Source organism: Ramlibacter sp. P4_H7 (genome assembly GCF_056400765.1).
This window is the reverse complement of the sequence record NZ_JBFUKP010000016.1, coordinates 13,545-38,849: the sequence shown is the minus strand read 5'-3', so window position 1 is coordinate 38,849 and position 25,305 is coordinate 13,545. Positions and strand designations below refer to the sequence as shown.

At 69.9% G+C, this 25,305-nt stretch carries 22 protein-coding genes; 19 read left to right on the top strand and 3 right to left on the bottom strand.

Translation table 11 applies throughout. From position 1 onward, the window contains the following. The first annotated feature begins 14 nt into the window (after positions 1–14). The 17 genes from AC1DSA_RS19470 to AC1DSA_RS19390 all read left to right on the top strand — a co-directional run bounded on the left by AC1DSA_RS19470 (position 15) and on the right by AC1DSA_RS19390 (position 17,062). A complete protein-coding gene (locus tag AC1DSA_RS19470; protein ID WP_477892223.1) occupies positions 15–809 on the top strand; it encodes an FAD binding domain-containing protein in 795 nt (264 codons plus the stop codon). 145 nt (positions 810–954) lie between these two features. Further along, positions 955–1,860 (top strand): AAA family ATPase, encoded by a 906-nt coding sequence (locus tag AC1DSA_RS19465; protein ID WP_477892221.1) that lies wholly within the window; start codon positions 955–957, stop codon positions 1,858–1,860. Between the two features lie 15 nt (positions 1,861–1,875). Further along, on the top strand, positions 1,876–3,057 hold the full coding sequence (locus AC1DSA_RS19460) for a vWA domain-containing protein (RefSeq protein ID WP_477892219.1): 1,182 nt from the start codon (positions 1,876–1,878) through the stop codon (positions 3,055–3,057). Between the two features lie 20 nt (positions 3,058–3,077). Further along, positions 3,078–3,662 carry a CoxG family protein gene (locus AC1DSA_RS19455; protein ID WP_477892217.1) on the top strand — a complete coding sequence of 195 codons (585 nt, stop codon included), beginning with the start codon at positions 3,078–3,080 and terminating at the stop codon, positions 3,660–3,662. A gap of 13 nt (positions 3,663–3,675) precedes the next feature. Then, entirely contained in the window at positions 3,676–4,671 is a 996-nt protein-coding gene (locus tag AC1DSA_RS19450) for a tripartite tricarboxylate transporter substrate binding protein (RefSeq protein WP_477892215.1), read from the top strand. A 2-nt stretch (positions 4,672–4,673) separates the two neighbouring features. Then, entirely contained in the window at positions 4,674–5,435 is a 762-nt protein-coding gene (locus AC1DSA_RS19445; RefSeq protein ID WP_477892213.1) for an ABC transporter ATP-binding protein, read from the top strand. 19 nt (positions 5,436–5,454) lie between these two features. Next, complete coding sequence (locus AC1DSA_RS19440; RefSeq protein WP_477892359.1) at positions 5,455–6,384, top strand: PQQ-dependent catabolism-associated beta-propeller protein; 930 nt, start codon at positions 5,455–5,457, stop codon at positions 6,382–6,384. Next, entirely contained in the window at positions 6,377–7,573 is a 1,197-nt protein-coding gene (locus AC1DSA_RS19435; RefSeq protein ID WP_477892211.1) for a type 1 periplasmic-binding domain-containing protein, read from the top strand. Before AC1DSA_RS19440 ends, AC1DSA_RS19435 begins: the two co-directional genes overlap by 8 nt. Beyond that, positions 7,570–8,382 carry an ABC transporter permease gene (locus tag AC1DSA_RS19430; protein WP_477892209.1) on the top strand — a complete coding sequence of 271 codons (813 nt, stop codon included), beginning with the start codon at positions 7,570–7,572 and terminating at the stop codon, positions 8,380–8,382. The genes AC1DSA_RS19435 and AC1DSA_RS19430 overlap by 4 nt, the downstream gene beginning before the upstream one ends. Next, positions 8,379–9,026: a hypothetical protein gene (locus tag AC1DSA_RS19425; protein ID WP_477892207.1), complete on the top strand. Its 648-nt coding sequence runs from the start codon at positions 8,379–8,381 to the stop codon at positions 9,024–9,026. The genes AC1DSA_RS19430 and AC1DSA_RS19425 overlap by 4 nt, the downstream gene beginning before the upstream one ends. Position 9,027: 1 nt before the next feature. Then, positions 9,028–9,660, top strand: coding sequence for a hypothetical protein (locus tag AC1DSA_RS19420; protein WP_477892206.1), 633 nt, complete (start codon positions 9,028–9,030; stop codon positions 9,658–9,660). A gap of 3 nt (positions 9,661–9,663) precedes the next feature. Continuing rightward, positions 9,664–10,164, top strand: a complete 501-nt coding sequence (locus tag AC1DSA_RS19415) for a hypothetical protein (RefSeq protein ID WP_477892204.1) — start codon at positions 9,664–9,666, stop codon at positions 10,162–10,164. Next, positions 10,161–10,874 (top strand): hypothetical protein, encoded by a 714-nt coding sequence (locus tag AC1DSA_RS19410; RefSeq protein WP_477892202.1) that lies wholly within the window; start codon positions 10,161–10,163, stop codon positions 10,872–10,874. The genes AC1DSA_RS19415 and AC1DSA_RS19410 overlap by 4 nt, the downstream gene beginning before the upstream one ends. A 159-nt stretch (positions 10,875–11,033) precedes the next feature. Beyond that, a complete protein-coding gene (locus AC1DSA_RS19405) occupies positions 11,034–12,713 on the top strand; it encodes a PQQ-dependent dehydrogenase, methanol/ethanol family (RefSeq protein ID WP_477892200.1) in 1,680 nt (559 codons plus the stop codon). Positions 12,714–12,727: 14 nt separating this feature from the next. Continuing rightward, positions 12,728–13,837, top strand: a complete 1,110-nt coding sequence (locus tag AC1DSA_RS19400) for a c-type cytochrome (protein WP_477892198.1) — start codon at positions 12,728–12,730, stop codon at positions 13,835–13,837. Between the two features lie 35 nt (positions 13,838–13,872). After that, positions 13,873–15,981 (top strand): TonB-dependent receptor family protein, encoded by a 2,109-nt coding sequence (locus tag AC1DSA_RS19395; RefSeq protein ID WP_477892196.1) that lies wholly within the window; start codon positions 13,873–13,875, stop codon positions 15,979–15,981. Positions 15,982–16,000: 19 nt separating this feature from the next. Next, positions 16,001–17,062 carry an XdhC family protein gene (locus AC1DSA_RS19390; protein ID WP_477892194.1) on the top strand — a complete coding sequence of 354 codons (1,062 nt, stop codon included), beginning with the start codon at positions 16,001–16,003 and terminating at the stop codon, positions 17,060–17,062. 645 nt (positions 17,063–17,707) lie between these two features. Here AC1DSA_RS19390 and AC1DSA_RS19385 read toward each other — a convergent pair. Next, complete coding sequence (locus AC1DSA_RS19385) at positions 17,708–18,676, bottom strand: TRAP transporter substrate-binding protein (protein ID WP_477892192.1); 969 nt, start codon at positions 18,674–18,676, stop codon at positions 17,708–17,710. A 147-nt stretch (positions 18,677–18,823) separates the two neighbouring features. Between AC1DSA_RS19385 and AC1DSA_RS19380 the strand changes: the two genes are divergently transcribed. Next, positions 18,824–19,693 (top strand): alpha/beta hydrolase, encoded by an 870-nt coding sequence (locus AC1DSA_RS19380; RefSeq protein WP_477892190.1) that lies wholly within the window; start codon positions 18,824–18,826, stop codon positions 19,691–19,693. 7 nt (positions 19,694–19,700) lie between these two features. Here AC1DSA_RS19380 and AC1DSA_RS19375 read toward each other — a convergent pair whose 3' ends face one another. After that, positions 19,701–20,996: a TRAP transporter large permease gene (locus AC1DSA_RS19375; protein WP_477892188.1), complete on the bottom strand. Its 1,296-nt coding sequence runs from the start codon at positions 20,994–20,996 to the stop codon at positions 19,701–19,703. Next, a complete protein-coding gene (locus AC1DSA_RS19370; RefSeq protein ID WP_477892186.1) occupies positions 20,989–21,498 on the bottom strand; it encodes a TRAP transporter small permease in 510 nt (169 codons plus the stop codon). Before AC1DSA_RS19370 ends, AC1DSA_RS19375 begins: the two co-directional genes overlap by 8 nt. A gap of 56 nt (positions 21,499–21,554) precedes the next feature. On the opposite strand from AC1DSA_RS19370, the gene AC1DSA_RS19365 reads away from it, so the two are divergent. Then, positions 21,555–25,292: a hydantoinase B/oxoprolinase family protein gene (locus AC1DSA_RS19365; RefSeq protein ID WP_477892184.1), complete on the top strand. Its 3,738-nt coding sequence runs from the start codon at positions 21,555–21,557 to the stop codon at positions 25,290–25,292. Positions 25,293–25,305 lie beyond the last annotated feature (13 nt).

Below are 25,305 nucleotides of genomic sequence, written 5' to 3'. Positions count from 1 at the left end.
AAGGAGACCACCTCATGTACACATTCACCTTCGAACGTCCCACCTCGCTGGCCGACGCGCAGCGGGCCGGTGCCCAGGGCGGCAGCAAGATCCTGGCGGGCGGGCAGACCTTGCTGGCCTCGATGAAGCTGCGCCTGGCCAACCCGGAGAAGTTGGTCGACCTGGGCGGCATCGCCGAGCTGGCGGGCATCCGCCGCGAGGGCAATGCCCTCGTCATCGGCGCCATGACGCGGCACGCGGACGTCGCGGCCAGCAAGGACGTGCAGTCGGCGATTCCGGCGCTGGCCGCGCTCGCGGGCGGCATCGGCGACCGGCAGGTCCGCGCGATGGGCACCATCGGCGGCTCGCTGGCCAACAACGACCCGGCCGCCTGCTATCCGGCCGGTGCCCTGGCGCTCAATGCCACCATCACCACCACCAAGCGCAAGATCGCGGCCGACGACTTCTTCCAGGGCATGTTCGCCACCGCGCTGGAGGAAGGCGAGCTGATCACCTCGGTGAGCTTCCCGATCGCCAAGCGCGCGGCCTACCTCAAGTTCAAGCAGCCGGCCTCGCGCTTCGCGCTGATCGGGGTGTGCGTGGCGCAGACCGACAGCGGCGTGCGCGTCGCGGTCACCGGCGGCGGCAACGGCGTGTTCCGGCACCCGGGCCTGGAGCAGGCGCTGGCCAAGAGCTTCACGCCCGAGGCCGCGGCCGCCGTGAAGGTCGACGCGGGCAACCTGTCCAGCGACCTGCACGGCAGCGCCGCCTACCGCGCCAACCTGATCTCCGTGCTGACGCAGCGGGCGGTGAAACAGGCGCAGGGGTGATCACTCTGAAAAATCGCTGCGCGATTTTTCAGAGTGGATTTGATCGGTGTGAAGAGGACCGGCAAAGCCGGATCCTCTTCACAGTGAGCACCACGCTGCATGTGATTCCGCGTGGTGCACGTGCCGCTGCGCGGACAATTGCCTCATGACCGCACCCTTTGCCTCCATCGACGCCCTGCAGCAAGGTCTCCAGGCCGCCGGCTATTTCGCCGAGCGCCGGCTGGCGACGGCGGTTTTCCTGGCCCTGAAGCTGCAGCGCCCGCTGCTGCTGGAAGGCGAGCCGGGCGTGGGCAAGACCGAACTGGCGAAGGCGCTGGCGGTGGCGCTGCAGCGCGCGCTGCTGCGGCTGCAGTGCTACGACGGGCTGGAACTGCGCGAGGCCCTCTACGAATGGAACTACGCGGCGCAGCTGCTGCACATGCGCGCGGTCGAAGGCAAGGAGAGCACCGACCAGATCGAGCGCGAGGTCTACCAGGACCGCTACCTGATCCGGCGTCCCCTGCTGCAGGCGCTGCAGGCGCCCGAGCCGGGCGCGGTGCTGCTGATCGACGAAGTGGACCGCGCCGACGAACCGTTCGAGGCCTTCCTGCTGGAGTACCTGGGCGAGTACCAGGTGAGCATCCCGGAGATCGGCACCATCCGCGCCCGTGCGACGCCGGTGACCATCCTCACCAGCAACCGCACGCGCGAACTGAACGACGCGGTCAAGCGCCGCTGCCTGTACCACTGGCTGGACTACCCGGAGCGCGAGCGCGAACTCGCGATCGTGCGCGCGCGCGTGCCGGAAGCGGGGGATGCGCTATCGAAGCAGGTGGCCGAGTTCGTCGGCCGGCTGCGCAGCCAGCCTTTCTCCAACGCCTTCCAGCGCGCGCCGGGCATCGCCGAGAGCGTGGAATGGGCCAAGGCGCTGGTGGCGCTGGACACGCTGGCACTGGATCCGGAAATCGTCACCGACACCGCCGGCATCCTGTTCAAGCAGCGCGAGGACGTCGCGGCGCTCACGCACGAACTGGCCGTGGAACTGCTCAAGCCCGAGGCCGAGCCGGCCTGAGCGCCGGGTGCGTCCATGAGCACGCTCGGAGATGCACGCACCGGCAAGCTGGCCGACAACATCGCCGGGTTCGGCCGCGCGCTGCGCCGCGCCGGCCTGCGCGTGGACAGCGCCCGCATCGCGCTGGCGCAGGAAGCGGCCCAGCTGGTCGGTGTCGCCGACAAGCAGGACCTGGGCGCGGCCATGGAGTCGGTGCTGGTCAGCCGCGAGCAGGAGCGGGGCGTGTTCCGCGAGCTGTTCGACGCCTACTTCCGCGATCCCGAACTCGCGCACAAGCTGCTGTCGCAGATGCTACCCACCGCGCAGGGGACGGCCGAGCCCTCCAAGCGCCGCCCGCGCGTGAGCGAGGCGCTGGCGCCGCAGAAGCGCTTCGGCGGCGGCGAGCGCAAGCCCGACAAGGAAGTGGAGTTCGATGCCGCCATGACGGCCAGCGACCTCACGCGCCTGAAGCACGCCGATTTCAATGCGCTCACGGCCAGCGAGTTCCACCTGGTCGAAGGCCTGGCCCGCGACGTCGCGCTGCCGGTGCCGGAGTTCGAGGTGCGCCGCATGCGCCCGGGCATGCGCGGCAACCAGCTGCACTGGTCGCGTTCGCTGCGCCACGCCGCGCACACCGGCGGCGAGCTGCTGGTGCTGCGGCGCATGCAGCGCGTGCGCCAGCCGCTGCCGCTGCTGGTGCTGGTGGACGTGTCGGGTTCGATGGAGCGCTATGCACGCCTGCTGCTTGCCTTCCTGCACGCCGCCACGCGCCTGCACCGCCGGCGTGACGTGTTCGCTTTCGGCACGCACCTGACCGACCTGACGCCGGCCTTCCGCATCGCCGACACCGACGCCATGCTGGCCGCGGCCGGCGCGGCCATCGACGATTTCGCCGGCGGTACGCGGCTGGGCGATTCGCTGGCGACGCTGCGGCAAAGGCATGCCCGCCGGCTGGTGGGCCGCCGCACCCTCGTCCTGATCATCAGCGACGGGCTCGATACGGGCGAACCGGAGGACCTGTCCCGTGAACTCGACTGGCTGACGCACCGCTGCCGTCGGCTCCTCTGGCTCAACCCGCTGCTGCGCTTCGAGGGCTATGCTCCCCTCGCACGGGGCGCGGCGGTGCTGCACCGCCACGCCCACGCGATGCTCGCCGTGCACAACCTGAGCAAGCTGCAGGACCTGGCGGGCAGCCTGGCCGCCTTGCTCGACACCTAGAACAACGAAAGACGACGACCATGGACATGCAAGGCAGCCGCCACCTCGCGATCCCGCAACAGCAGGCCTGGGACGCCCTGAACGATCCGGAAGTGCTCAAGATCTGCATCCCCGGCTGCGACAAGGTGGAAGCGACCGGCGACAACCAGTACGCGATCGGCATGGCGGTGAAGATCGGGCCGGTGTCCGCGCGCTTCGCCGGCAAGATCCAGCTGATCGACGTGCTCCCGCCCAACAGCTACACGCTGGTGTTCGAAGGGCAGGGCGGTGCCGCCGGCTTCGGCAAGGGCACGGCGAAAGTGAGCCTCGCGCCGCCCGCCGAAGGCTCCGGATGCGAGTTGAACTACACGGCGCAGGCGCAGGTGGGCGGCAAGATCGCGCAGGTCGGGCAACGGCTGGTCGATGGCGTGGCGCGGTCCATGGCCGAGGACTTTTTCCGCCGCTTCGACGAGGAGATGCAGCGGCGCCATCCCGAGGCCTATGTCGCCCAGGCCGCGTTGCCGGTGGAGGAAACCGCCCTGGCGCAGGCCCGGCGCATCCCGCTGTGGGCCTGGATCGTGTTCGCCGTGGTGGTGGTGCTGGCACTGCTGCTGCTGGTGCGCTGAGGAGGAACACCCGATGCCGACGCCGCGCCCCGCATCCTGGACGCGCCGCGCCGTGATCGGCGGCGCCGCTTCGCTGCTGGCCTTGCCGGCGTTCGCCCTGGCGCAGCCCGCGAGCTATCCGGCGCGCGCCATCACGCTGATCGTGCCCTGGCCCGCGGGCGGCCAGACCGACATCACCATGCGCATCCTGGCGGACCTCGCCAGCCGCTCGCTGGGCCAGCCGGTGGTCATCGACAACCGCCCCGGCGCGGCCGGAACCCTGGTGGGTCCGGCCCTGCACAACGCGGCGCCGGACGGCTACGTGCTGGGGCAGCTGCCGCTGACGCTGTACCGCGCGCCGCTGCAGCGCAAGCTGAGCTGGGATCCGCTGCGCGACATCACGCCGGTGATCCAGGTCTCGGGCGTGACCTTCGGGATCGTCGTGCCGGCGGACAGCGGCTTCCAGTCCCTGGCCGACCTGCTGGCCTGGGGCCGGCAGCATCCGGGCGAGCTCACCGTGGGCTCCACCGGCGTCGGCAGCACCGCGCACCTGGCGATGGAGGACGTGCTCTCGCGCGAGGGCATCCGCTACATCCACGTGCCCTACAAGGGGACCGCCGACCAGATGCTGGCCGTGGCGACCCGCACGCTGATGGTGGGGGTCAACTCCACCGGCTTCGCGCCCTACGTGGAGACCGGGCGGCTGCGCCTGCTCGCCACCTTCAATGCGCAGCGCAGCAAGCGCTGGCCGCAGGTGCCCACCCTGCGCGAGCTGGGCCATCCCGAGGCGGTCTACACCTCGCCCTACGGCATCGGCGTGCCGGCGGGCACCGACCCCGCGATCGTGCGCAGGCTGCACGACGCCTTCAAGGCCGCGATGTTCGATCCGCAGCACCTGCAGGAGCTCGCCAAGTACGACCAGGAGCCCGAGTACCTCGATACCGCCGACTACGGCCGCTTCGTGCAGGACGTGACCGCGCGCGAACGCTTGCTGCTGGCACGCCTGGGCCTGGGCGCCCGCGCGGAGTGAGCGTGGACGGCTCCGCCCCCGTCCTGGCCTGCCGAGAGGTGTCCAAGCGCTACGGGCGCACGCAGGCGCTGGACGCCGTGTCCCTGGCGGTCGGGGCCGGCGAGATGGTGGCGCTGCTGGGGCCCAACGGCGCCGGCAAGACCACGCTGTTCCAGCTGCTCACGGGACTGTTCGTCGCCGACAGCGGCTCGGTCGAAGTGCTGGGCGCCGACATGCGGCGGCAACCGATCCGCGCGCTGGCGCAGCTCGGCGTGGTGTTCCAGCAGCCGGCGCTGGACCTGAACCTCACGGTCGCGGCCAGCCTGCGCTTCCACACCGACCTGCATGGCCTGCCCTCGTCGGTCGCGCGGCCGCGCATCGCGGCGCTGCTGGCGCGCTTCGGGCTGGCGGACGTGGCGGGCCGGCCGGGGCGCGAGCTGTCCGGCGGCAACCGCCGCAAGGTGGAACTGCTGCGCGCGCTGCTGCACGAACCCCGGCTGCTGCTGATGGACGAGGCCACCGTGGGACTCGATCCCGCGTCGCGCGCGCAGCTGCTGGACGAGGTGCTGCAGGCCCGCGCCGAACGCGGCCTGGGCGTGCTGTGGGCCACCCACCTGGTCGACGAAGCCGAGCGGGCGCAGCGCGTCGTCGTGCTGCACCGGGGCAAGGTGTGCTGGGACGGAACGGCGGCGGCGCTGTGCGCGAACCAGGAACGCCGCACGCTGCAGGAAGCCTTCCTGCAACTGACCGGAGGAGGTCGACGTGAAGACAAGGCAACGGCTTGAACTGGCCCTGCTCGCCGCCATGATGGCCGCCGCGGTGCAGGCCAAGGACACGGGCAAGGTGTTCGTCTCCTCGGAAAAGGACAACGGCATGGCGGTGATCGACGCGGCGACGGCGGAACTCGTCGCCTCGCCGGCGCTGTGCAAGCGGCCGCGCCACATGCAGCTGTCGCCCGACCGCACGCAGCTGTACGTGGCCTGCAGCGACGAGCACCGGGTTGCGCTGTGGGACATCGCGGCGAACAAGGTGGTGGCGAAGCTGGACGTGGGCGAGGACCCGGAGATGTTCGACCTGAGCCCCGACGGCCGCATGCTGTACGTCTCGAACGAGGAGGACTCGGCACTCACGGCCTTCGACCTGTCCACCCGCAAGAAGGCCTTCGAAGTGAAGGTGGGCGGCGAGCCGGAGGGCGTCAAGGTGAGCGCCGACGGCAAGCTGGTCTACGTCACCTCCGAGGTCGCCAGCACGGTGCACGTGATCGACGTCGCGACCCGCAAGGTCGTCAAGGACATCCCGGTGGGCAAGCGGCCGCGCCGCTTCCTGCTCATCGGCGGCGAGCTGTGGGTCAGCAGCGAACTGGACGGCAGCGTCAGCATCATCCGCACCAGCGACCACACGGTGCAGGCGACCGTCCCCTTCAAGCCGCAGGGCATGCGCGCCGAGGACGTCACGCCCGTGGGCATGGCCTTGTCGCCGGACGGCAAGACCGCGTACGTGGGCCTCGGCCGCGCCAACCATGTCGCGGTGGTGGACGTGGCTTCGCGCCAGGTGAAGGGCTACGTGCTGGTCGGCAAGCGGGCCTGGGGCCTGGCCGTGTCGCGCGACGGCAAGCGGCTGTACGTCGCCAACGGCCTGTCCGACGACCTGAGCATCGTCGACACGCAAAGCCTCAAGGCCACCCGGACGCTGAAGGTGGGGCGGGTGCCCCACACCGTGGTGGTCGATGACTGACGGCGCGAAACGCTGCCTGCTGCGCCGGCGCGCTTTGCTGCTCGCGGGTGCGGCGGCGGCGCTGCCGGTGCGCGCGCAGCAGCCGGTCTTCGGCGTCGGCTTGCTCACGCAGGCCGACGATCCGCGCTACGACCCGCTGGCCTTGCTCAAGGGCTATCCCGATGCGCCCGGCGGCCGCTCGGCACCGGCGGCGGAGATCGCGCTGAACGACAGCCTGGTCACCCTGCGCATGGCAGGGTGGGCCGAAGCGAAGCTGTTCGCCGTGGAGGCTGCGAGCGCCGCGGAGGTGCCTTCGGCGCTGCGCCAGCTGCAGCGGCAAGGTCTCCGCCACGTCGTGCTGGAGCTGCCCGCCGCCGGCGTGGTCGCGGCCGCCGGCGCGGCCCGCGAGCAGATCCTGTTCAACGCCGCCGCGCCGCAGGACGCCCTGCGCGCCGCGAACTGCGCGCCCCACCTGCTGCACACGCTGCCCAGCCACGCCATGCAGATGGACGCCATCGCCCAGCTGCTGGTGGCGCGCAAGTGGAACCGGCCGCTGGTGCTGTTCGGTCCGCTGCCGGGGGATGGCCTGCTGCGCGCCGCCTTCCAGCGCAGTGCGAAGCGCTTCGGCCTGAAGCCGGTGGCCGAGCGCCCCTTCAAGCTGTCCAACGATCCGCGCGAGCGCGACCTCGGCAACGTGCGCCTGCTCACTTCCGACCGTGACTACGACGCCGTGGTGGTGCTCGATGCCGACGGCGAGTTCGCGCGCGAGGTGCCTTACCGCACCGTGCTGCCGCGGCCGGTGCTGGGCAGCAATGGCGTGACGGCGCAGGCGTGGAGCCCGTACTTCGAACGTTATGGGGCGCCGCAGCTGTCGCGGCGCTTCCTGCGCCGGGCGCAGCGGCCCATGGGCAGCTACGACTGGGCGACCTGGGTCGCGGTGCGCGCCGCCGCCGAAGTGACCGGCACCTTTCCCAAGGCCAGCATGGCGCAGCAGCTGCAGGCGCTGCGCCAGGGCGCGCTGGCAGTGGACGGCTACAAGGGCCAGCGCCTCACGTTCCGCGGCTGGGACGGACAGCTGCGGCTGCCGCTGCTGCTGGCGCACGGCAACGGTGTCTCGGACACCGCGCCGCTGGAAGGCTTTCTGCATCCGCGCACGACGCTGGACACGCTGGGTTACGACGAGCCCGAGACCGGGTGCCGCGCATCATGAGGCCGGCCCATGCACTGCGGGCGCTGCGCGCGGTCGCCGGCCGCGAACTCAGGAGCTTCGTGCGCCAGCCGGGCCGGCTGCTGTCGGCGCTGGTGCGGCCCCTGCTGTGGCTGCTGGTGTTCGCCGCGGGCTTCCAGAACGTGTTCGGCGTCGCGATCGCGCCGCCCTACGAGACCTACATCGAGTACCGCGTCTACATCGTGCCCGGCCTGCTCGGGATGGTGGCGCTGTTCAACGGCATGCAGAGCTCGCTCGCGATGGTCTACGACCGCGAGATGGGCGTGATGCGCCTGCTTCTCACCGCTCCGCTGCCGCGCTGGTGGATCCTGGCGTGCAAGCTCGCCGGCGGCGCGATCCTGTCGCTGGCCCAGATGCTGGCCTTCCTGCTCGCAGCGCTCGCCTTCGGCATGGACTTCGAGCCGGGCCACGTGCTGCTGGCGCTGCCGGTCTTCCTGCTCGCCGCGCTGATGCTGGGCGCGCTGGGCCTGGTGCTCTCGGTCTACGTGAAGCAGCTGGAGAACTTCGCGGGGACCATGAACTTCGTGATCTTCCCGATGTTCTTCCTCAGCACGGCGCTCTATCCGCTGTGGAAGCTGCAGGAGTCGGGGGCCTGGGCCGTGCACGCCCTGGCCCGCTTCAATCCCTTCACGCACGCCGTGGAGGCCATGCGCTTCGCGCTGTACGGCCGCTGGCTGGGCGAAAGCCTGGCGGTGGTGGCCGGCTGCACCGCCGTCTTCTTCGCGCTGGCGCTGTGGGGCTACGACCCGCAACGCGGCGCGGCCCGCCGCCCGCAAGGAGGTCCGCCATGAGAACGCTCGCCCTGCCGCGTCCCGCGCCCCCCGCCGCGGAGCCCCTGTGGCTGGAGTGGCTCGCGCTGGCCGGGCTGTTCGCCTTCGCGACCTGGCTGCTGGGTGTGCGGGGCGTCTGGCAGCTGCTGCTGCATGCGGACCCGACCGGCATCACGCTGGTGATCATCATCGTGTTCGCCGGCTCCACGCTGTGGTGCGGCCTGCGTGCGCGCGAGCTGGGGCGCCAGCATGCCGCCATGCAGCGCGGCGAGGGCTGGGCGGCCGACTACTGGCGCGGGCTGGCCGCCGCGCCGCGCGACGCGGGTGCGCCGCTGGACGTGCTGGTGGAGCACACGCACGGGGTGCACGGCACGGCGTGGTGGGTCAATGGCATCCAGCTCAAGCTGGGCCTGCTGGGCAAGGTGATCGGCTTCTCGGTGCTGGCGCTGGAGATCGGGCAGATCCAGAACTTCGATCCCTCGCAGTCCGCGCAGCTGCTGCGCAGCCTCACCACGGGCCTGGGCGTGGCCCTGCTCACCACCATGGTGGGCCTGGTGGGCAACATCCTGCTCGGACTGCAGCTCACGCGGCTGGACCGCTTCGCCGACGAGTTCGTGGCGCAGGCGCAGCGGCGCGGCCTGCACGCCAACGGCCGCGGGGACTGAGATGCGCAGCCCCCGCCGCGCCAGCCGGGAGCCCGAGGTGGATCCCTTCTACGACATGTTGTTCAACATGCTGATCGCCTTCGTCTTCTGCTTCATCATCGCGCTCATCGCGATGAACCCGCGCGCGACCAAGGCGGGCGACGTGCCGGCCAAGGCGGAATTCCTGATCACGCTGTCCTGGCCGGACAACGATCCCAACGACCTCGATGCCTGGGTCCAGGGGCCCGGCGGCGACGTCGTGTGGTTCCGCCAGCGCGAGGCGGGCCTGCTGCACCTGGACCGCGACGACCGCGGCCTCGCCAACGACACCGTGGTCGTCGACGGCCGCCGCGTGGTCAACCCGGTCAACCAGGAGGTGGTGACGCTGCGCGGCATCGCGCCCGGCGAGTACGTCGTCAACGCCCACTACTACGACGGCGACAGCGGCAAGCGCGCCGAGCCGGGCACCGGCGGCCCCGTGCCGGCGACGGTGTCGGTGGTGAAGGTGAACCCGCGCGCGGAGCTCGTCTTCCATGCGACCCGCACGCTCGCCGGGCCGGGCACCGAGCTGACCCTGCTGCGCTTCACCGTGCAGGCGGACGGCAGCGTCACCGGCATCAACACGCTGCCCAAGGCGCTCGCCAAGAGGATCTGAACCATGTCCCTCGCCATCGTCCTGGCGTACGCCGTGCTGGTGCTGCTCGCGGCGCTGGCGCTCCTGTGGTCGCCGTGGCCCCGGTGGCTGAAGGCCGGCCTGGCGCTGGGCGTCACCGTGCTGTACTTCTTCGGCCACGAGGCGGTGCAGGCCCTGCTGGGCATACCCGCGCGCGAGCCGCTGCCCGAGCGCTTCGTGATGGTGTCCGCGCTGGTGGAGGAACCGACCGCGCAGAACAAGGGCGCGTTGTACCTGTGGGTCCGGCCGCTGCGCGACGGCGTGGCCGAGGCCGAGCCGCGCGCCTACCGGCTCGCCTACAGCCGCAAGCTGCACGAGGAGATCACCGAGGGCCTCAAGAAGGGCCGCGACGGCGTGAGCCAGATGGGCACGGCCGACGTCAAGGGCAACCGGGCGCGCGGCCCGGGATCGTGGCTGCAGCCCGCTGCCGACGAGCAGGAGGTCCGCATCCGCGACCTGCCGGTGCCGCAGCTGCCGGAAAAATGACGCCGCGGTCGCTGTCCCTGGCCGCCTCGCTGCTGCTGCTCGCGGGCTGCGGGCGCGGGCCCGGCGAGGCGCTGTTTCCGCTGGAATCCGGCCGCCGCTGGAGCTACCTCGTGACGACGTCGTACGACGAAGCGGGCATGGCGCCGCTGCAGGAGCAGGTCGACTTCTCCGCGCGCGGCGCGGCGCCGCTGGGGGGCGCGCCCGCGTGGAAGCGCGTGAGCAGCAGCGGCATCGCCTACTGGCTGCGGCAGGACGCCAGCGGCGTCTATCGCGTGGCGATGCAGGGGCCGCTCGATGGCGCCCCGCGGGCCGATGCCGAACCGCGCTACGTGCTCAAGCGCCCGTTCGCGATCGGCACCGAATGGGCCGCCGACACCACCGCCTACGTGCTGCAGCGCCGCAACGAATACCCGCACGAGCTGCGCAACCTGGCGCGCTACCGCTCGCTGCCGATGCGCTACCGCATCGCCGCCCTGGGCGAACCGGTGCAAACGCGCGCCGGGCGCTTCGACGCCTGCCTGCGCGTGGACGGCACGGGCGAGATCCGCCTCTACGTGGACGAGCAGCTCGCCTACCGCGACGTGCCCTTCACCACGCGCGAGTGGTACTGCCCGCAGGTCGGCCTGGTGCGCGTCGAACGCACGGAGCGCTCGCCCACGCGCTTCCTTCTGGGCGGCACCCTGACGATGGAGCTGGCGGCTTACGAATGAGCGCCCGCGCGGTGTCTTAAATTGAGACGCGCGCACCTGCTCTGTTCCATTTTGAGAATGGAATTGACCCACTAGGGTTAAGCCTGACCGGTGCGCCGGGGGCGGTCTCCAACACTTCGCTGCGCACTCGACGGCGCTACCCCCCCTGGAGACACGATCATGATTCCTTTGCTTCGATCCGCGACGCTTGCCCTGACGGTGGGCCTGGCCGCGGGCGCCCACGCGCAGAACTGGCCGGTGTACGGCGGCGACACCGGCAACACCCGCTTCAGCAACGCCGCGCAGGTCAATGCCGGCAACGCCAGCAAGCTGCGGGTGGCCTGGGCGCTGCAGCTCGGGACCCTGCGTTCGCAGGAGTCCACGCCCATCCTCGTGGGCGACACCCTGTACGTCACGTCCTCGTTCGGACCGAAGAACGTGTTCGCCGTCAATGCGAAGACGGGCGAGGTGCGCTGGCGCTATTCGCCCGACGTGCCCAAGGGCATCGACCAGTTCGCCTGCTGCGACGTCAACAACCGCGGCGTGGCCTACCACGACGGCAAGATCTTCGTGGGGCGGCTCGATGCGCACGTCGCCGCGCTCGACGCCAAGACCGGCAAGGAGCTGTGGGCCAGCAAGATCGTCGACTACACGCAGGGCTCGGTGATCACGTCGCCGCCCACCGTGGCGAAGAACGTGGTGATCACGGGCTACGGCGGCGGCGAATACGGCGCGCGCGGCGCGCTGGTGGGCCTCGACCCGGCCACCGGCAAGGAGCTGTGGCGCACGAGCACCGTGCCCGCCGCCGGCGAGAAGGGCAGCGAGACCTGGAAGGGCGACTCGGGCAAGTACGGCGGCGCGGTCGCGTGGCACGTGGGCTCCTACGACCCGAAACTCAATCTCGTCTACTACGGCACCAGCAATCCCTCGCCGTGGTCCGCCATCGTGCGGGGCAACGACAGCTCGGACATCGGCCCGTACACCAACCTGTATTCGGCCTCCGTGCTGGCCCTCAATCCGGAAGACGGCAAGATCCAGTGGCACTACCAGTTCACGCCGCACGACGCGTGGGACTACGACGGCGTCAACGAGCTGGTGTTCGCGGACCTGCCCTTCGACGGCAAGCGCGTGCCCGTGATCATGCAGGCCAACCGCAACGGCTTCTTCTACGTGCTGGACCGCGCCAACGGCAAGCTGCTGTCGGCCAAGCAGTTCGTCGACGGCGTCAACTGGGCGACCGGCATCGACATGAAGACCGGCATGCCGATCGAGGCCGCGGGCAACGCCAAGCGTCCCGGCATGAAGCGCAAGGCATCCGACGTCTGCCCGAACCTGATCGGCGCCAAGAACTGGATGCCGATGTCCTATGACCAGAAGAGCGGACTGGTCTACATCCCGACCATCAACCTGTGCATGGACATGGAAGGCATCCAGCAGGACTACAAGCGCGGCCAGTTCTACCTGGGCGTCAACTTCGACCTCGCGAAGGCCGGGCAGGGCGGCTACATGGGCGGCGTCAAGGCCTGGGACCCGGTGAAGCAGCAGACCGTGTGGTTCAACAAGGACGACCTGTTCTATAGCGGCGGCATGCTGTCCACCGCCGGCGGCGTGGTGTTCCACGGCGACCTGAAGGGCTGGTTCCATGCGCTCGATGCCAAGAGCGGCAAGGAGGTGTGGAAGTTCCAGACCGGCTCCGGCATCACGGCCGCCCCCATGACCTACGTGCTCGACGGCAAGCAGTACGTGGCGGTGGTGTCCGGCCGCACGCTGTCGATCCCCGCCTTCTTCGGCCCGCTGGGCGAGAAGATGGTGGACGCGAGCCCCGAGGGCGGCACGCTGTTCGTGTTCTCCCTCAACTGATGCCGGAGACCCGCATGAGCCTCCGTCGTACCGCTGTGCGGATCCTGTGCGCCATGGCGGCTGCTGCCGCCCTGGGCGCCCAGGCGGGCCCGCTGCGCATCTGCGCCGATCCCGACAACCTGCCTTTCAGCAAATCGGACGGGCCCGAGAAGGGCCTGTACGTCGAACTCGCCGACCTGGTGAGTCGCCGCCTGGGCGAGACGCCCGAGTTCGTCTGGTGGCTGACCTACAACCAGCGCAAGGCGCTGCGCAACACCATCCTGCAGGACGGCTGCGACGCGGTCTTCGCGCTGCCCGCCGATGCCGACTACAAGGTGCGCGGCCTGCAGCGCACCCATCCGTTCCTGGACGTGAGCTACGCCATCGTCGCGCCGGCCTCGCTGCAGGTGGCCGGGCTGGCGGACCTGCGCGGCAAGCGCGTCGGCGTGCTGCACGGTTCGCCGCCGCACATCCTGCTGGCCGCGCGCGAGGGCTACACCACCACCAGCTTCCGCGAGCAGCAGGAGGCGCTGGCCGCCCTGGCCAAGGGCGAGGTCGATGCCGCCATCCTGTGGGGACCCAGCGCCGGCTACGAGAACCAGCGCCACCTCGGCAGCCGCTGGAAGGTGACGCCGGTGACGGGCGAGGGCCTGAACGGTCAGGTGGCCGTGGCGGTGCGCCGGGACAAGGGCGACCTGGCCGCGCGGATCGACAAGGCCTTGCAGGAACTGCAGCCGCAGATCGAGGAACTGGCGCGCAAGTACGGCTTCCCGCGCGGCCAGCCGCTGCCGCTGTCGGCGCGCAGCGTGCACCCCGACACCCGGATGGCGGCCCTGGCCCAGGGGCTGCAGGTGCGCAGCGGCTGGGTGAAGTCCACCCAGGACGCCAGTCCGCAGGAGGTCATTCCGGGCCGCACGCTGTTCAACAACGTCTGCTCGCACTGCCACGGCACGGACGGCGCCAGCCCGGTGTCCGAGCGCGACCTGCGCAAGCTGCAGAAGCGCTACAAGGAGAACTGGAAGGACACGGCCCTGACCACCATCAAGAACGGGCGGCAGGATGCCGGCATGCCTTCCTGGCGCGCGACCTACAGCGACCCGCAGATCGAGGAGGTACTCGGTTTCCTGGCCACCATCCAGCGGTGATCGTTGTACGCTAGCGGTCCTGCCGGAGAAGAACCATGAGAACAGCAGTTGCGGCCGCGGCCGCCCTGGCGATGCTGCAGGCCCATGCGCAGACCACCGAGCGCACCCTGCGTCCCGTCGTGGTGACCCCCACGCCGGGGGTCGCCCAGGAAGCCTTCGACACGCCCGCCTCGGTGGACGTGGTGCCGGGCGAGCAGCTGCGCAACGGGCAGCTGCAGGTCAACATCTCGGAAGGCCTGGTGCGGGTGCCCGGGGTGGTGGCCCTGAACCGCCAGAACTACGCGCAGGACCTGCAGATCTCCATCCGCGGCTACGGCGCGCGCTCCACCTTCGGCGTGCGCGGGCTGCGGCTGTATTCCGACGGCATCCCCGCCACCGCGCCGGACGGACAGGGCCAGGTGTCGCACTTCGACCTGTCCTCGGCCGACCGCATGGAGGTGCTGCGGGGCCCGTTCTCCTCGCTGTACGGCAACTCCTCGGGCGGGGTGATCAGCCTGTTCACCGCCGACGGCCTGCCGGGGGTGCAGGTGGAAGGCGCGGCCGCCTTCGGCACCGATGGCGTGCGCCGGCAGAACCTGCGCCTTGCCGGCGAGCAGGGCGCCTGGAACTGGAACTTCAGTGCCCTGAACTTCGAGACCGACGGATACCGCGACCACAGCGCGGCGCAGCGCACGGGCCTGAACGGCAAGCTGCGGCTGCAGGCGACGCCCGACACGCGGGTGACGCTGGTCCTGAACGCGGTCGACATGCCCGACGTGCAGGACCCGCTGGGCCTGACGCGCGCCGAGTACCAGGCCAACCCGCAGCAGGCCAGTCCGGCCGCCTTGCAGTTCAATACCCGCAAGTCGGTGGACCAGAAGCAGGCCGGCTTCGTGCTGGAACACCGGATCAACGAGGCGCACGGCCTGAAGCTCACCACATGGGGCGGCCAGCGCGGCACCGAGCAGTTCCAGGCCATTCCGGTGGCCACGCAACTGCCTGCCACGCACCCGGGCGGCGTGATCGCGCTGGACCGCGACTACCGCGGCATCGATGCGCAGTGGGTCGCGCGCACGCGGGCCTTCGGCGGGCCGCTCACGTTCACGGCCGGCCTCTATGCCGACGACATGAAGGAGCACCGCCAGGGCTTCCGCAATTTCCAGGGCAGCACGCTGGGCGTGATTGGCGTGCAGCGGCGCAACGAGGACAACCGCGTGCGCAGCTCCGACCAGTACGCCCAGGGCCTGTGGGAGGGCGAGCGCTTCAGCCTCACCGCCGGACTGCGCCATTCCACGGTGAAGTTCAGCTCCCAGGACCGCTTCATCGTGCCGGGCAACGGCGACGACAGCGGCTCGGCCCGCTACGAGGCGACCACCCCGGTGCTGGGCGCCGTCTGGCATGCCGGCGATTCCCTCAACGTCTATGCGGCCACCGGCAAGGGCTTCGAGACCCCCACCTTCAACGAACTGGCCTACCGGCCCAGCGGCTCCGGGCTGAACTTCGACCTGCGCGCGGCGGAAAGCCGCCAGTGGGAGCTGGGCGTGAAGGCCGAACCCCTGCGCGACTGGCGCGTCAACGCCGCCCTGTTCCAGGCCCAGACCAGCGACGAGATCGCGGTGCTGAGCAACACGGGCGGGCGCAGCACCTTCCAGAACGTGGGCGACACGCGCCGGCGCGGCTTCGAGACGGCGCTGGCCGGCAGCTGGGCCCAGTCCTGGTCGACCTATGCCGCGCTCACCTGGCTCGACGCCCAGTACCGCAACGACTTCCTCACCTGCGTGGCCGCGCCCTGCAACGCTCCCAACACCCGCGTGCCGGCGGGCAACCTGATTCCGGGCATCCCGCGCTTCACCGCCTTTGCGGAGCTGGCATGGAAGCACCGGCCCTGGGGGCTGGAGTCGGCGCTGGAGCTGCGCCACGTCGGCAAGATGGCCGTGGACGACCGCAACACCGACTTCGCGGCCGCCTCGACGATCCTGAGCGCGCGGGTGATGCTGGCGCAGAACTGGAACCGCTGGACCTTCAAGGAATTCCTGCGGGTGGACAATCTGACCGACCGGAACTATGTCGGTTCCGTGATCGTCAACGAAGGCAACCAGCGCTTCTTCGAGCCGGCGCCCGGCCGCACCTGGCTGCTCGGCGTCAACGCGCTGTACGCTTTCTGAGGCGGGCAAGGAGGACGCAATGGAAAACCTCGACGTGACCGTGCTGCGCACGCTGCGCGACTGGCGCCAGGCGGGCAAGCGCGCGCTGCTGGCCACCGTGGTGCGCACCTGGGGCTCCTCGCCGCGGCCGATCGGGTCGATCATGGCGCTGGCGGAGGACGGCGCGGTGGTGGGTTCCGTCTCCGGCGGCTGCATCGAGGACGACCTGATCTACCGCCACACGCAGGCCTACGCCGGCACCGAGCCCGGCCACCAGATCCCCTCGGGGCCGCCGTCGTTCGTGAAGTACGGCGTGACCGCCGACGAGGCGCACCGCTTCGGCCTGCCCTGCGGCGGCACGCTGGAACTGCTGCTCGAATACGACCCCGATGCGCCGACGCTGGACCGGCTGGTGCAGCTGCTGGAGGCGGGCCGCCTGGTGCGCCGCACGGTGCGGCTGGCGGACGGCGCGGCCACGCTGGAAGAGGCGAGCGCGCCGGAGGAACTGAGCGTCGCGGATGGCCTGCTGGTGAACACCTTCGGCCCGGAGTACCGCATGCTGCTGATCGGCGCGGGCCAGCTCACCGAATACCTGGCGACGATGGCGCTGTTCAGCGGCTTCGCGGTGACGGTGTGCGATCCGCGCGAGGAATACCGCGGCGCCTGGAGCGTGGCCGGCGCCAAGGTGGTGAGCGACATGCCCGACGACGTGGTGCTGTCGTTCAAGCCGGACCGCCGCAGCTGCGTGGTGGCGCTCACCCACGATCCCAAGCTGGACGACCTGGCGCTGATGGAGGCGCTGAAGACCGATTCCTTCTACGTCGGCGCCATCGGCAGCCGGCGCAACAACGAAGCGCGCCACCAGCGCATGGTGGAGCACTTCGGCCTCTCGGCCGCGGACCTGCAGCGCCTGCGCGGGCCGATCGGTGTCTACATCGGCAGCAAGACGCCGCCGGAGATCGCCGTGAGCATCATGGCGGAGATCCTCGCGGTGAAGAATGGCGTCGTGCTGCCCCGTGACATGGAGGTGGCGCAGGCGAAGAACCTGCGGGCGGTGCAGGGGAACGATCCGGCCATCGTTTGCGGGGTGGCGGGCAGCTAGCCTCGCTCGGGTTGCGGCACGCGTCGGCAATCGAGCTGCGGCGGTGTTCGAGACGGCAAAGGCTGAGCGTGGGATGGCTATGGCGTTCGGGGCGGCAAAGCTGCGCGTGGGCGGGCTGCGGCGCGATGGCTACGGCGTTCGGCGCGCCGCTGCGCGGTGCTACCGAATTCCCTGCGCTGGGCGACCCCGCGACCCGCAAGCGCAATCACTGATCCACATCCGTCGTGGGTCGCGGGATCACCCACCGCAGGCGCCTGTGCTTTATTCGCGCCGCAGCCCACCCACGCGCAGCTTTGCAGGGCAGGGCGGTGGTGCACCCCGACGGGCGGTCACCGCACTGCAACGCCGCGCACGGCCGGGACGCGGGGCGAATAAAGCACAGGCGCCCACGGTGGACGGTCTTGCGGCCCACACAGAACGCAACGCACCACCGATGCCGGAGGGCCGCAAGGCCGTCCAGCGTGGGGAATCCGGTAGCGCCTGCGCAGCAGGTGCGCCGGACGCCGTAGCCATCGCCCCGCGGCCCGGCCGTGCGCGGCGTGGTCGCAAGGAGGCGGAGCGCACATGCCCCAAGCAGGAGAACTCCGGAGCAAGCACCAAAAAAAAGCGCCGCACAGTGCGGCGCTTGTTCGTGGAGGACGTGCTCTACATCTTGCGGTACGCGTCCACCAACTGCTGGCCTTCCGGACCGGCCTTTTCCAGCCACTCCTTGAGCATGGTGTCGCCGACTTTCTTCATGTCGGCCTTCAGCTGGGGCGAGGGAGTGTGGATGGTCATGCCGTTGGCCTTGAGCTTTTCCAGCACTTCGGTGTTGGTCTTCTTGCTGCTGGCCCAGCCGCGCGCCTCGGCGTCCGCCGCGGCCTTCAAGAGAGCGTCCTGCGTGGGCTTGTCCAGTGCGGTGAAGGCCGCCTTGTTCACGAGCACGACGTTCTTGGGCAGCCAGGCCTGGGTGTCGTACCAGTTCTTGATGTGCTCGTAGGTCTTGGAGTCGAAGCCCGTGGAGCCGGACGACATGTACGAGTCGACCACGCCGGTCGCCATGGCCTGCGACAGTTCTGCGGCCTGCACGGTGACCGGCTGCGCGCCGACCAGCTCGGCGATGCGGGCGGTGGCGGGGCTGTAGGCGCGCCACTTGAGGCCCTTCATGTCGTTGGCGGAATTCAGCGGCTTCTTCGAGTAGATGCCCTGCGGCGGCCACGCCACCGCGTACAGGACCATCATGCCCTGCTCGCCCAGCTTCTTGTCCAGCATGGGCTTCTGCGCGCGCCACAGCTTGGCCGCGGAGTCGTAGCTGTCGGCGAGGAAGGGGATGCCGTCGGCGCCGAAGATCTGCCATTCGTTCTGGAAGTTCACCAGCAGGATCTCGCCGATCTGCGCCTGGCCGCCCTGCACCGCCCGCTTGATCTCGGGCGCCTTGAAGAGCGAGGCATTGGGGTGCACCGTGATCTTGAGCTTGCCGCCGGTGGCCTTGTCGACGTCGTTGGCGAACTGCACCAGATTTTCGGTGTGGAAGTTGCTGGCCGGGTAGGCGGCCGGCAGGTCCCATTTGGTCTGGGCGGCGACCTGGCCGGCCAGAGCGAAGGCGGCCAGCGACAGGGCAAACTTGAATTTCATGGACGGGAACTCCAGGGAGGAATAGCGGATGAGGTGGCAGCTTATCTGCAATTCCCGCGCCAACGGATGCGGTCTTTCCATTAGCGGGACGTCCGCATGCTGCCTCGTCCGACGCGGCGCCTGCCGGGCCTTTGCTACAGTGGGTCGATGGCCGAACGTGAACTCGAATTGCCTACTCCGTGGGGCAAGCTGGCCGGCACGCTCGTGCTGCCGGAGGGCACGGGGCCGTGGCCGGCGGCGCTGCTGATCGCGGGCTCCGGGCCCACCGACCGGGACGGCAACAGCCTCCTGGAGGAAGGACCGGTCGACAACCTCAAGAGGCTGGCGCAGGCACTGGCCACACGCGGCATCGCTTCGCTGCGCTACGACAAGCGCGGCGTGGGCGCGAGCACCTATCCCGGCCTGAGCGAGGAAGCACTGCGCTTCGAGCACCTGGTGGACGATGCCGTCGCTCTGTCCGAGCGGCTCGCGCGCGAGGAGCGCATCGGCCGCATCAGCCTGGTCGGACACAGCGAAGGTGCGCTGATCGCCGCACTGGCCGCGGAAGACGCACGGGCGCAGGGCGTGGTGTCCATCGCCGGTGCGGGCAGGCGGGCGTCCGCGTTGATGCGCCGGCAGATCGAAGGCCACCTGCCGCCGGAACTCGCGCAGCCCGCACTGGCGGCGCTGGATTCGCTGGAAGCCCAGCATGGGGTCGATGACGTCGACGACGCGCTGGTGCTGCTGTTCCGCCCCTCGGTGCAGCCGTATCTCATGTCCTGGTTCCGCTACGACCCGCCGCAGGTGCTGGCGGACCTGTCGCTGCCGCTGCTGCTGGTGCACGGTGCGGCCGACACGCAGGTGGGCGTGGAGGAGGCGCGCCTGCTGCACGACGCCCGGCCGGACGCGCGCCTGAAGGTGGTGGAGCACATGGACCACACGCTGGCCCTGGATGGCGACATCGCTGGCGGCACTGAAGCGATCGCGGCCGAAGTGGCCGCGTGGCTGCAGGAACTGGATGTCGGCGTGGCGGCCTGAGCGCGGGCTACATCTTCGAGGGCAGCCAGGTGGCCAGCTGCGGGATGAACCACAGCAGCAGGATCATCCCGCACATCAGGAAGAAGAAGGGCATGGTCACCCGCGCGATCCAGGTGATCTCCTTGCCCGTCATGCCCTGCAGCACGAACAGGTTGAAGCCCACTGGCGGCGTGATCTGCGCCATCTCCACCACGATCACGATGAAGATGCCGAACCAGATCAGGTCGAACCCCGCGGCCTGCACGGTCGGCAGGATCACGCCCATGGTCAGCACGACCATGGAGATTCCGTCCAGGAAGCAGCCCAGCACGATGTAGAAGACGGCCAGCGCCAGCATCAGCAGGAAGGGCGACAGCTTCAGCGAGCCCACGAACTCGGCCAGGTGGCGCGGCAATCCGATGTAGCCCATGGCCAGCGTGAGGAAGGCCGCGCCCGCGAGGATCAGCGCGATCATGCAGTACAGGCGCGTGGCGCCCATCAGGGAGTCGCGGAAGGTCTCCCAGTTCAGCGAGCGCTGGACGGCCGAGAGCAGCAGCGAGCCGACCACGCCGACCGCCGCCGCTTCCGTGGCGGTCGCGACGCCGGCGTAGATGGAGCCCAGGACGGCGCCGATCAGCAGCACGACGGGAATCAGGTGGCGCGACTCGTGCAGCTTCTCCGAGAAGCTCATCACCCGGTCCGGCGGCGGGACGCGGTCCCGGTTCAGGCCGGACCAGACGGCCAGGTAGCCGGAGAACAGGCTCGCCAGCACGATGCCGGGAATGATGCCCGCGACGAACAGCCGGGCGATCGACACGTCGGCGGTGACGCCGTAGACGATCATGATGATCGAAGGCGGGATCAGCAGCCCCAACGTGCCCGCGCCGGCGAGCGAACCGATGGTGATGTCCTCGGGATAGCCGCGGCGGTTCAGCTCCGGCAGCGTCATCTTGCCGATGGTGGCGCAGGTGGCGGCGGAAGACCCGGAGACGGCGGCGAAGATGGTGCAGCCGATCACGTTGGTGTGCAGCAGGCGCCCGGGCAGGCGCGACACCCAGGGCGCGAGTCCGCGGAACATGCTCTCGCTGAGCTTGGTGCGGAACAGGATCTCGCCCATCCAGATGAACAGGGGCAGGGCGGTGAGCGTCCAGCTGGAGGCCGAACCCCACACGGTCACCGCCATCGCGTCCCCCGCCGGCCGGGCGGAGAACAGCTGCATGCCGATCCAGGCCACGCCGCCGAGGGTGAGGCCGATCCAGACGCCGCTGCCCAGGAGCAGGAACAGCGTGACGATCAGCAGGCTGGTGATGGCGACGTCATTCATTGTGCAGGGCCTCCTCGCTGGCGGCGGCCTGGCGCTGGCCGCGCAATTCCAGCACCCAGTCGTCGATCAGCGCGATCAGCAGCACCACGGTGCCGAGTGCCATCGCCAGCTGGGGGATCCACAGCGGGGTGGCGTCGTTGCCGGTGGAGATGTCGTTGATCGTGCGCGAGACCCAGGCCAGCCGCACCGAATAGAACGCGAACAGGCCGGCGAGCAGCACGCCCGCGCTCAGGGCCCACATTTCGAGCCCGTGCAGCGCGCGGCCCTTCAACCGGCCGAGCAGCAGGGTCACCCGGATGTGTTCGTTGCGCTTGAGGGTATGGGCGAGCGCCAGGAAGCCCGCCGCCGCCATCGCGTAGCCCGCGTAGGCGTCGGTGCCCGGCACGTGGAAGCCGACTTGGCGGCTCACGATGGACAGCAGCACCATCACCAGGACGGCCACCATGGCCAGCGCGGCCAGACAGGCCGAGGCGTCGTACAGGAAGTCCAGCCAGCGTCGCATGCAACCCCTCCTCGTTTGGGCCCCGAGTGTAGGGGCTGTTCTTCCATAATCACCCGATGGCTTCCCCTCACCCGAAATGGCAGTTCTGGATCGACCGCGGCGGCACCTTCACCGACGTGGTCGGCCGCCGTCCCGACGGCACGCTGGCCACGCACAAGCTGCTGTCCGACAACCCCGAGCAGTACCGCGATGCGGCCGTCGCCGGCATCCGCCACCTGCTGGGGCTCTCCTCTGGCGAGCCGATCACGCCGGACCAGGTCAAGTGCGTGAAGATGGGCACCACCGTGGCGACCAACGCCTTGCTGGAACGCAAGGGCGAGCCGACGCTGCTGGTCACCACGCGCGGCTTCCGGGACGCGCTGCGCATCGCCTACCAGAACCGGCCGCGGCTGTTCGACCGGCACATCGTGCTGCCCGAACTGCTGTACCAGGAAGTGATCGAGGCGGACGAACGCGTGGGCGCCCATGGCGACCTGGTGCAGGAATTGGACCAGGAGCACCTGCGCGGTGCGCTGCGCGCGGCGCACGAGCGCGGCCTGCGCAGCGTGGCCATCGTGTTCATGCACGGCTACCGCTACACGGCGCACGAGGCGCTGGCGCGCGACCTGGCGCGCGAAGCCGGCTTCACGCAGGTGAGCACCTCGCACGAGACCAGCCCCATGATGAAGCTGGTGAGCCGCGGCGACACCACGGTGGTCGATGCCTACCTGTCGCCGATCCTGCGCCGCTACGTGGAGCAGGTCGCCTCCGAGATGCCGGGCGTTCAGCTGTTCTTCATGCAGTCGTCCGGCGGGCTCACCGATGCGCACGCCTTCCAGGGCAAGGACGCAATCCTGTCCGGACCCGCCGGCGGGATCGTGGGCATGGCGCGCACCGCGCAGCTGGGCGGCCATGACAAGGTGATCGGCTTCGACATGGGCGGGACTTCCACCGACGTGTCGCATTTCGCCGGCGAATTCGAGCGTGAGTTCGAGACGCAGGTGGCAGGCGTGCGCATGCGCGCACCCATGATGAGCATCCACACGGTGGCGGCAGGCGGCGGCTCCATCCTCGAATTCGACGGCGCGCGCTTCCGGGTCGGGCCGCAGAGCGCGGGGGCCAATCCCGGGCCGGCCAGCTACCGGCGCGGCGGGCCGCTGGCGGTGACCGACGCCAACGTGATGGTCGGCAAGATCCAGCCGAAGTACTTTCCCAGCGTGTTCGGGCCCAAGGGCAACGAGACCCTCAGCGAGGAAGCGGTGCTCGGCAAGTTCGGCGAACTGGCGCAGCGCACGGGACGCAGCGCCGAGGAAGTGGCCGAGGGCTTCATCGCGATCGCCGTGCAGCAGATGGCCAATGCCATCAAGAAGATCTCGGTGGCGCGCGGCTACGACGTCACGCGCTACACGCTGCAGTGCTTCGGCGGTGCCGGCGGCCAGCATGCCTGCATGGTGGCCGATGCCCTGGGCATGTCGCGCGTGTTCATCCACCCGCTCGCGGGCGTCCTGTCGGCCTACGGCATGGGCCTGGCGGACCAGAACGTGATCCGCGAACAGGCGGTGGAACTGCTGCTCGCGCCGGAGAACCTGCCCGTCGTCCAGCAGCGGCTGCAGGAGCTTGCGACCGCCGCGCAGGCGGAACTGCAGCGCCAGCAGGTGAGCGGCAACGCCGTGCAGGTCCGCCGGCGGGTGCACGTGCGCTACCAGGGCAGCGATTCCGCGCTGGTGGTGCCGTTCGGCAGCGAGCCGGAGATCGTCGCCGGATTCGAGTCGGCCTACCGCCAGCGCTTTTCCTTCCTGATGCCGGGCAAGCCCATGATCGTGGAGGCCGTGTCGGTGGAGGCGATCGTCGCCGGCGACGCGCCGGCGGAACCGCGCCTGGCGGAACATCCGCAGCGCGAAGTGCCGCGGCGCGAGACCGTGCGCATGTACTCGGGAGGCCAGTGGCACGAGGCGGCGCTGTGCGTGCGCGAGGACCTGCGCGCCGGCGACGTGATCGACGGCCCGGCCATCATCGCGGAGAAGAACGCGACCTCCGTCGTCGAGCCGGGCTGGCGCGCGCGCATCACCGCGCTGGACCACATCGTCCTGGATCGCACCACGCCGCGGGCGGTGCGGTTCGCCGCCGGCACGCAGGTGGACCCGGTGCTGCTGGAGGTGTTCAACAACTTGTTCATGAACATCGCCGAGCAGATGGGCCTGCAGCTGCAGAACACGGCCTACTCGGTGAACATCAAGGAGCGGCTGGACTTCTCGTGCGCGCTGTTCGACGCCGAGGGCAACCTGATCGCCAACGCGCCGCACATGCCGGTGCACCTGGGCAGCATGGGCGAGAGCATCAAGACGGTGATCCGCGAGAACCGCGCCACCATGGCGCCCGGCGACGTCTACGTGCTGAATGATCCGTACCACGGCGGCACGCACCTGCCGGACGTGACGGTGATCACGCCGGTCTATCTGCAGCCCTCACCCCAACCCTCTCCCGCAAGCGGGAGAGGGGGCAAGGAATCGTCCTCCTCCCATAGCGGCGGAGGTACCAAGGAACTCCCTCTCCCGCTTGCGGGAGAGGGCGGGGGTGAGGGTGTCCGTGCCCAGCCACTCTTCTACGTCGGCTCCCGTGGCCACCACGCCGACATCGGCGGCACCACGCCGGGTTCGATGCCGCCCTTCTCGACGCTGATCGAGGAGGAGGGCGTGCAGATCGACAACTTCAAGTTCGTGGACCGCGGTGTCCTGCGCGAGCAGGAGATGCTGCAGCTGCTGCGCAGCGGCAAGTACCCGAGCCGCAATCCCGAGCAGAACATGGGCGACCTGAAGGCGCAGATCGCCGCCAACGAGAAGGGCGTGCAGGAACTGCGCAGGATGGTCGACCAGTTCGGCCTGGACGTGGTGCAGGCCTACATGGGGCACGTGCAGGACAACGCCGAAGAGTCCGTGCGCCGCGTCATCACGCGCCTGAAGGACGGGCAGTTCACGCTGCCGCTGGACAACGGCGCCCGGATCCAGGTGGCGATCCGCGTCGATGCGGCATCGCGCTCGGCGGAGATCGACTTCACCGGCACCTCGCCGCAGCAGCTGAACAACTTCAATGCGCCCCGCGCCGTCTGCATGGCGGCGGTGCTGTACGTGTTCCGCACGCTGGTGAGCGACGAGATCCCGCTCAACGCCGGCTGCCTGAAGCCGCTGAAGGTGATCGTGCCGGATGGCTGCATGTTGAACCCCGATCCGCCGGCCTCGGTGGTGGCGGGCAACGTGGAGACCTCCACCTGCATCACCAACACGCTGTACGGCGCCCTGGGCGTGATGGCGGCCGGCCAGTGCACGATGAACAACTTCACCTTCGGCAACGCCCGCTACCAGTACTACGAGACCATCTCGGGCGGAAGCGGCGCCGGCGGGCTGTACGACGAACAGGGCCGGCTGTGCGGCGGCTTCGACGGCACCAGCGTCGTGCAGACGCACATGACCAACTCGCGCCTCACCGATCCGGAGGTGCTCGAGTTCCGCTTCCCCGTGCGGCTGGAAAGCTACGAGATTCGCCAGGGATCGGGCGGCGCGGGGCGCTGGCACGGCGGCAACGGCGGCGTGCGGCGCGTGCGCTTCCTGGAAGACATGACGGCCAGCATCCTGTCCAACGGCCGCAAGGTGCCGTCCTTCGGCATGGCAGGCGGCCAGCCGGGGCAGGTGGGCATCAACCGCGTGCTGCGGTCCGACGGCCGCGTGGAGGCGCTCGGGCACATCGGCTCGGCGGAGATGGCGCCGGGCGACGTGTTCGAGATCCATACGCCCGGCGGCGGCGGTTTCGGCGCGGCCTGAAAGGAAAAAGCGC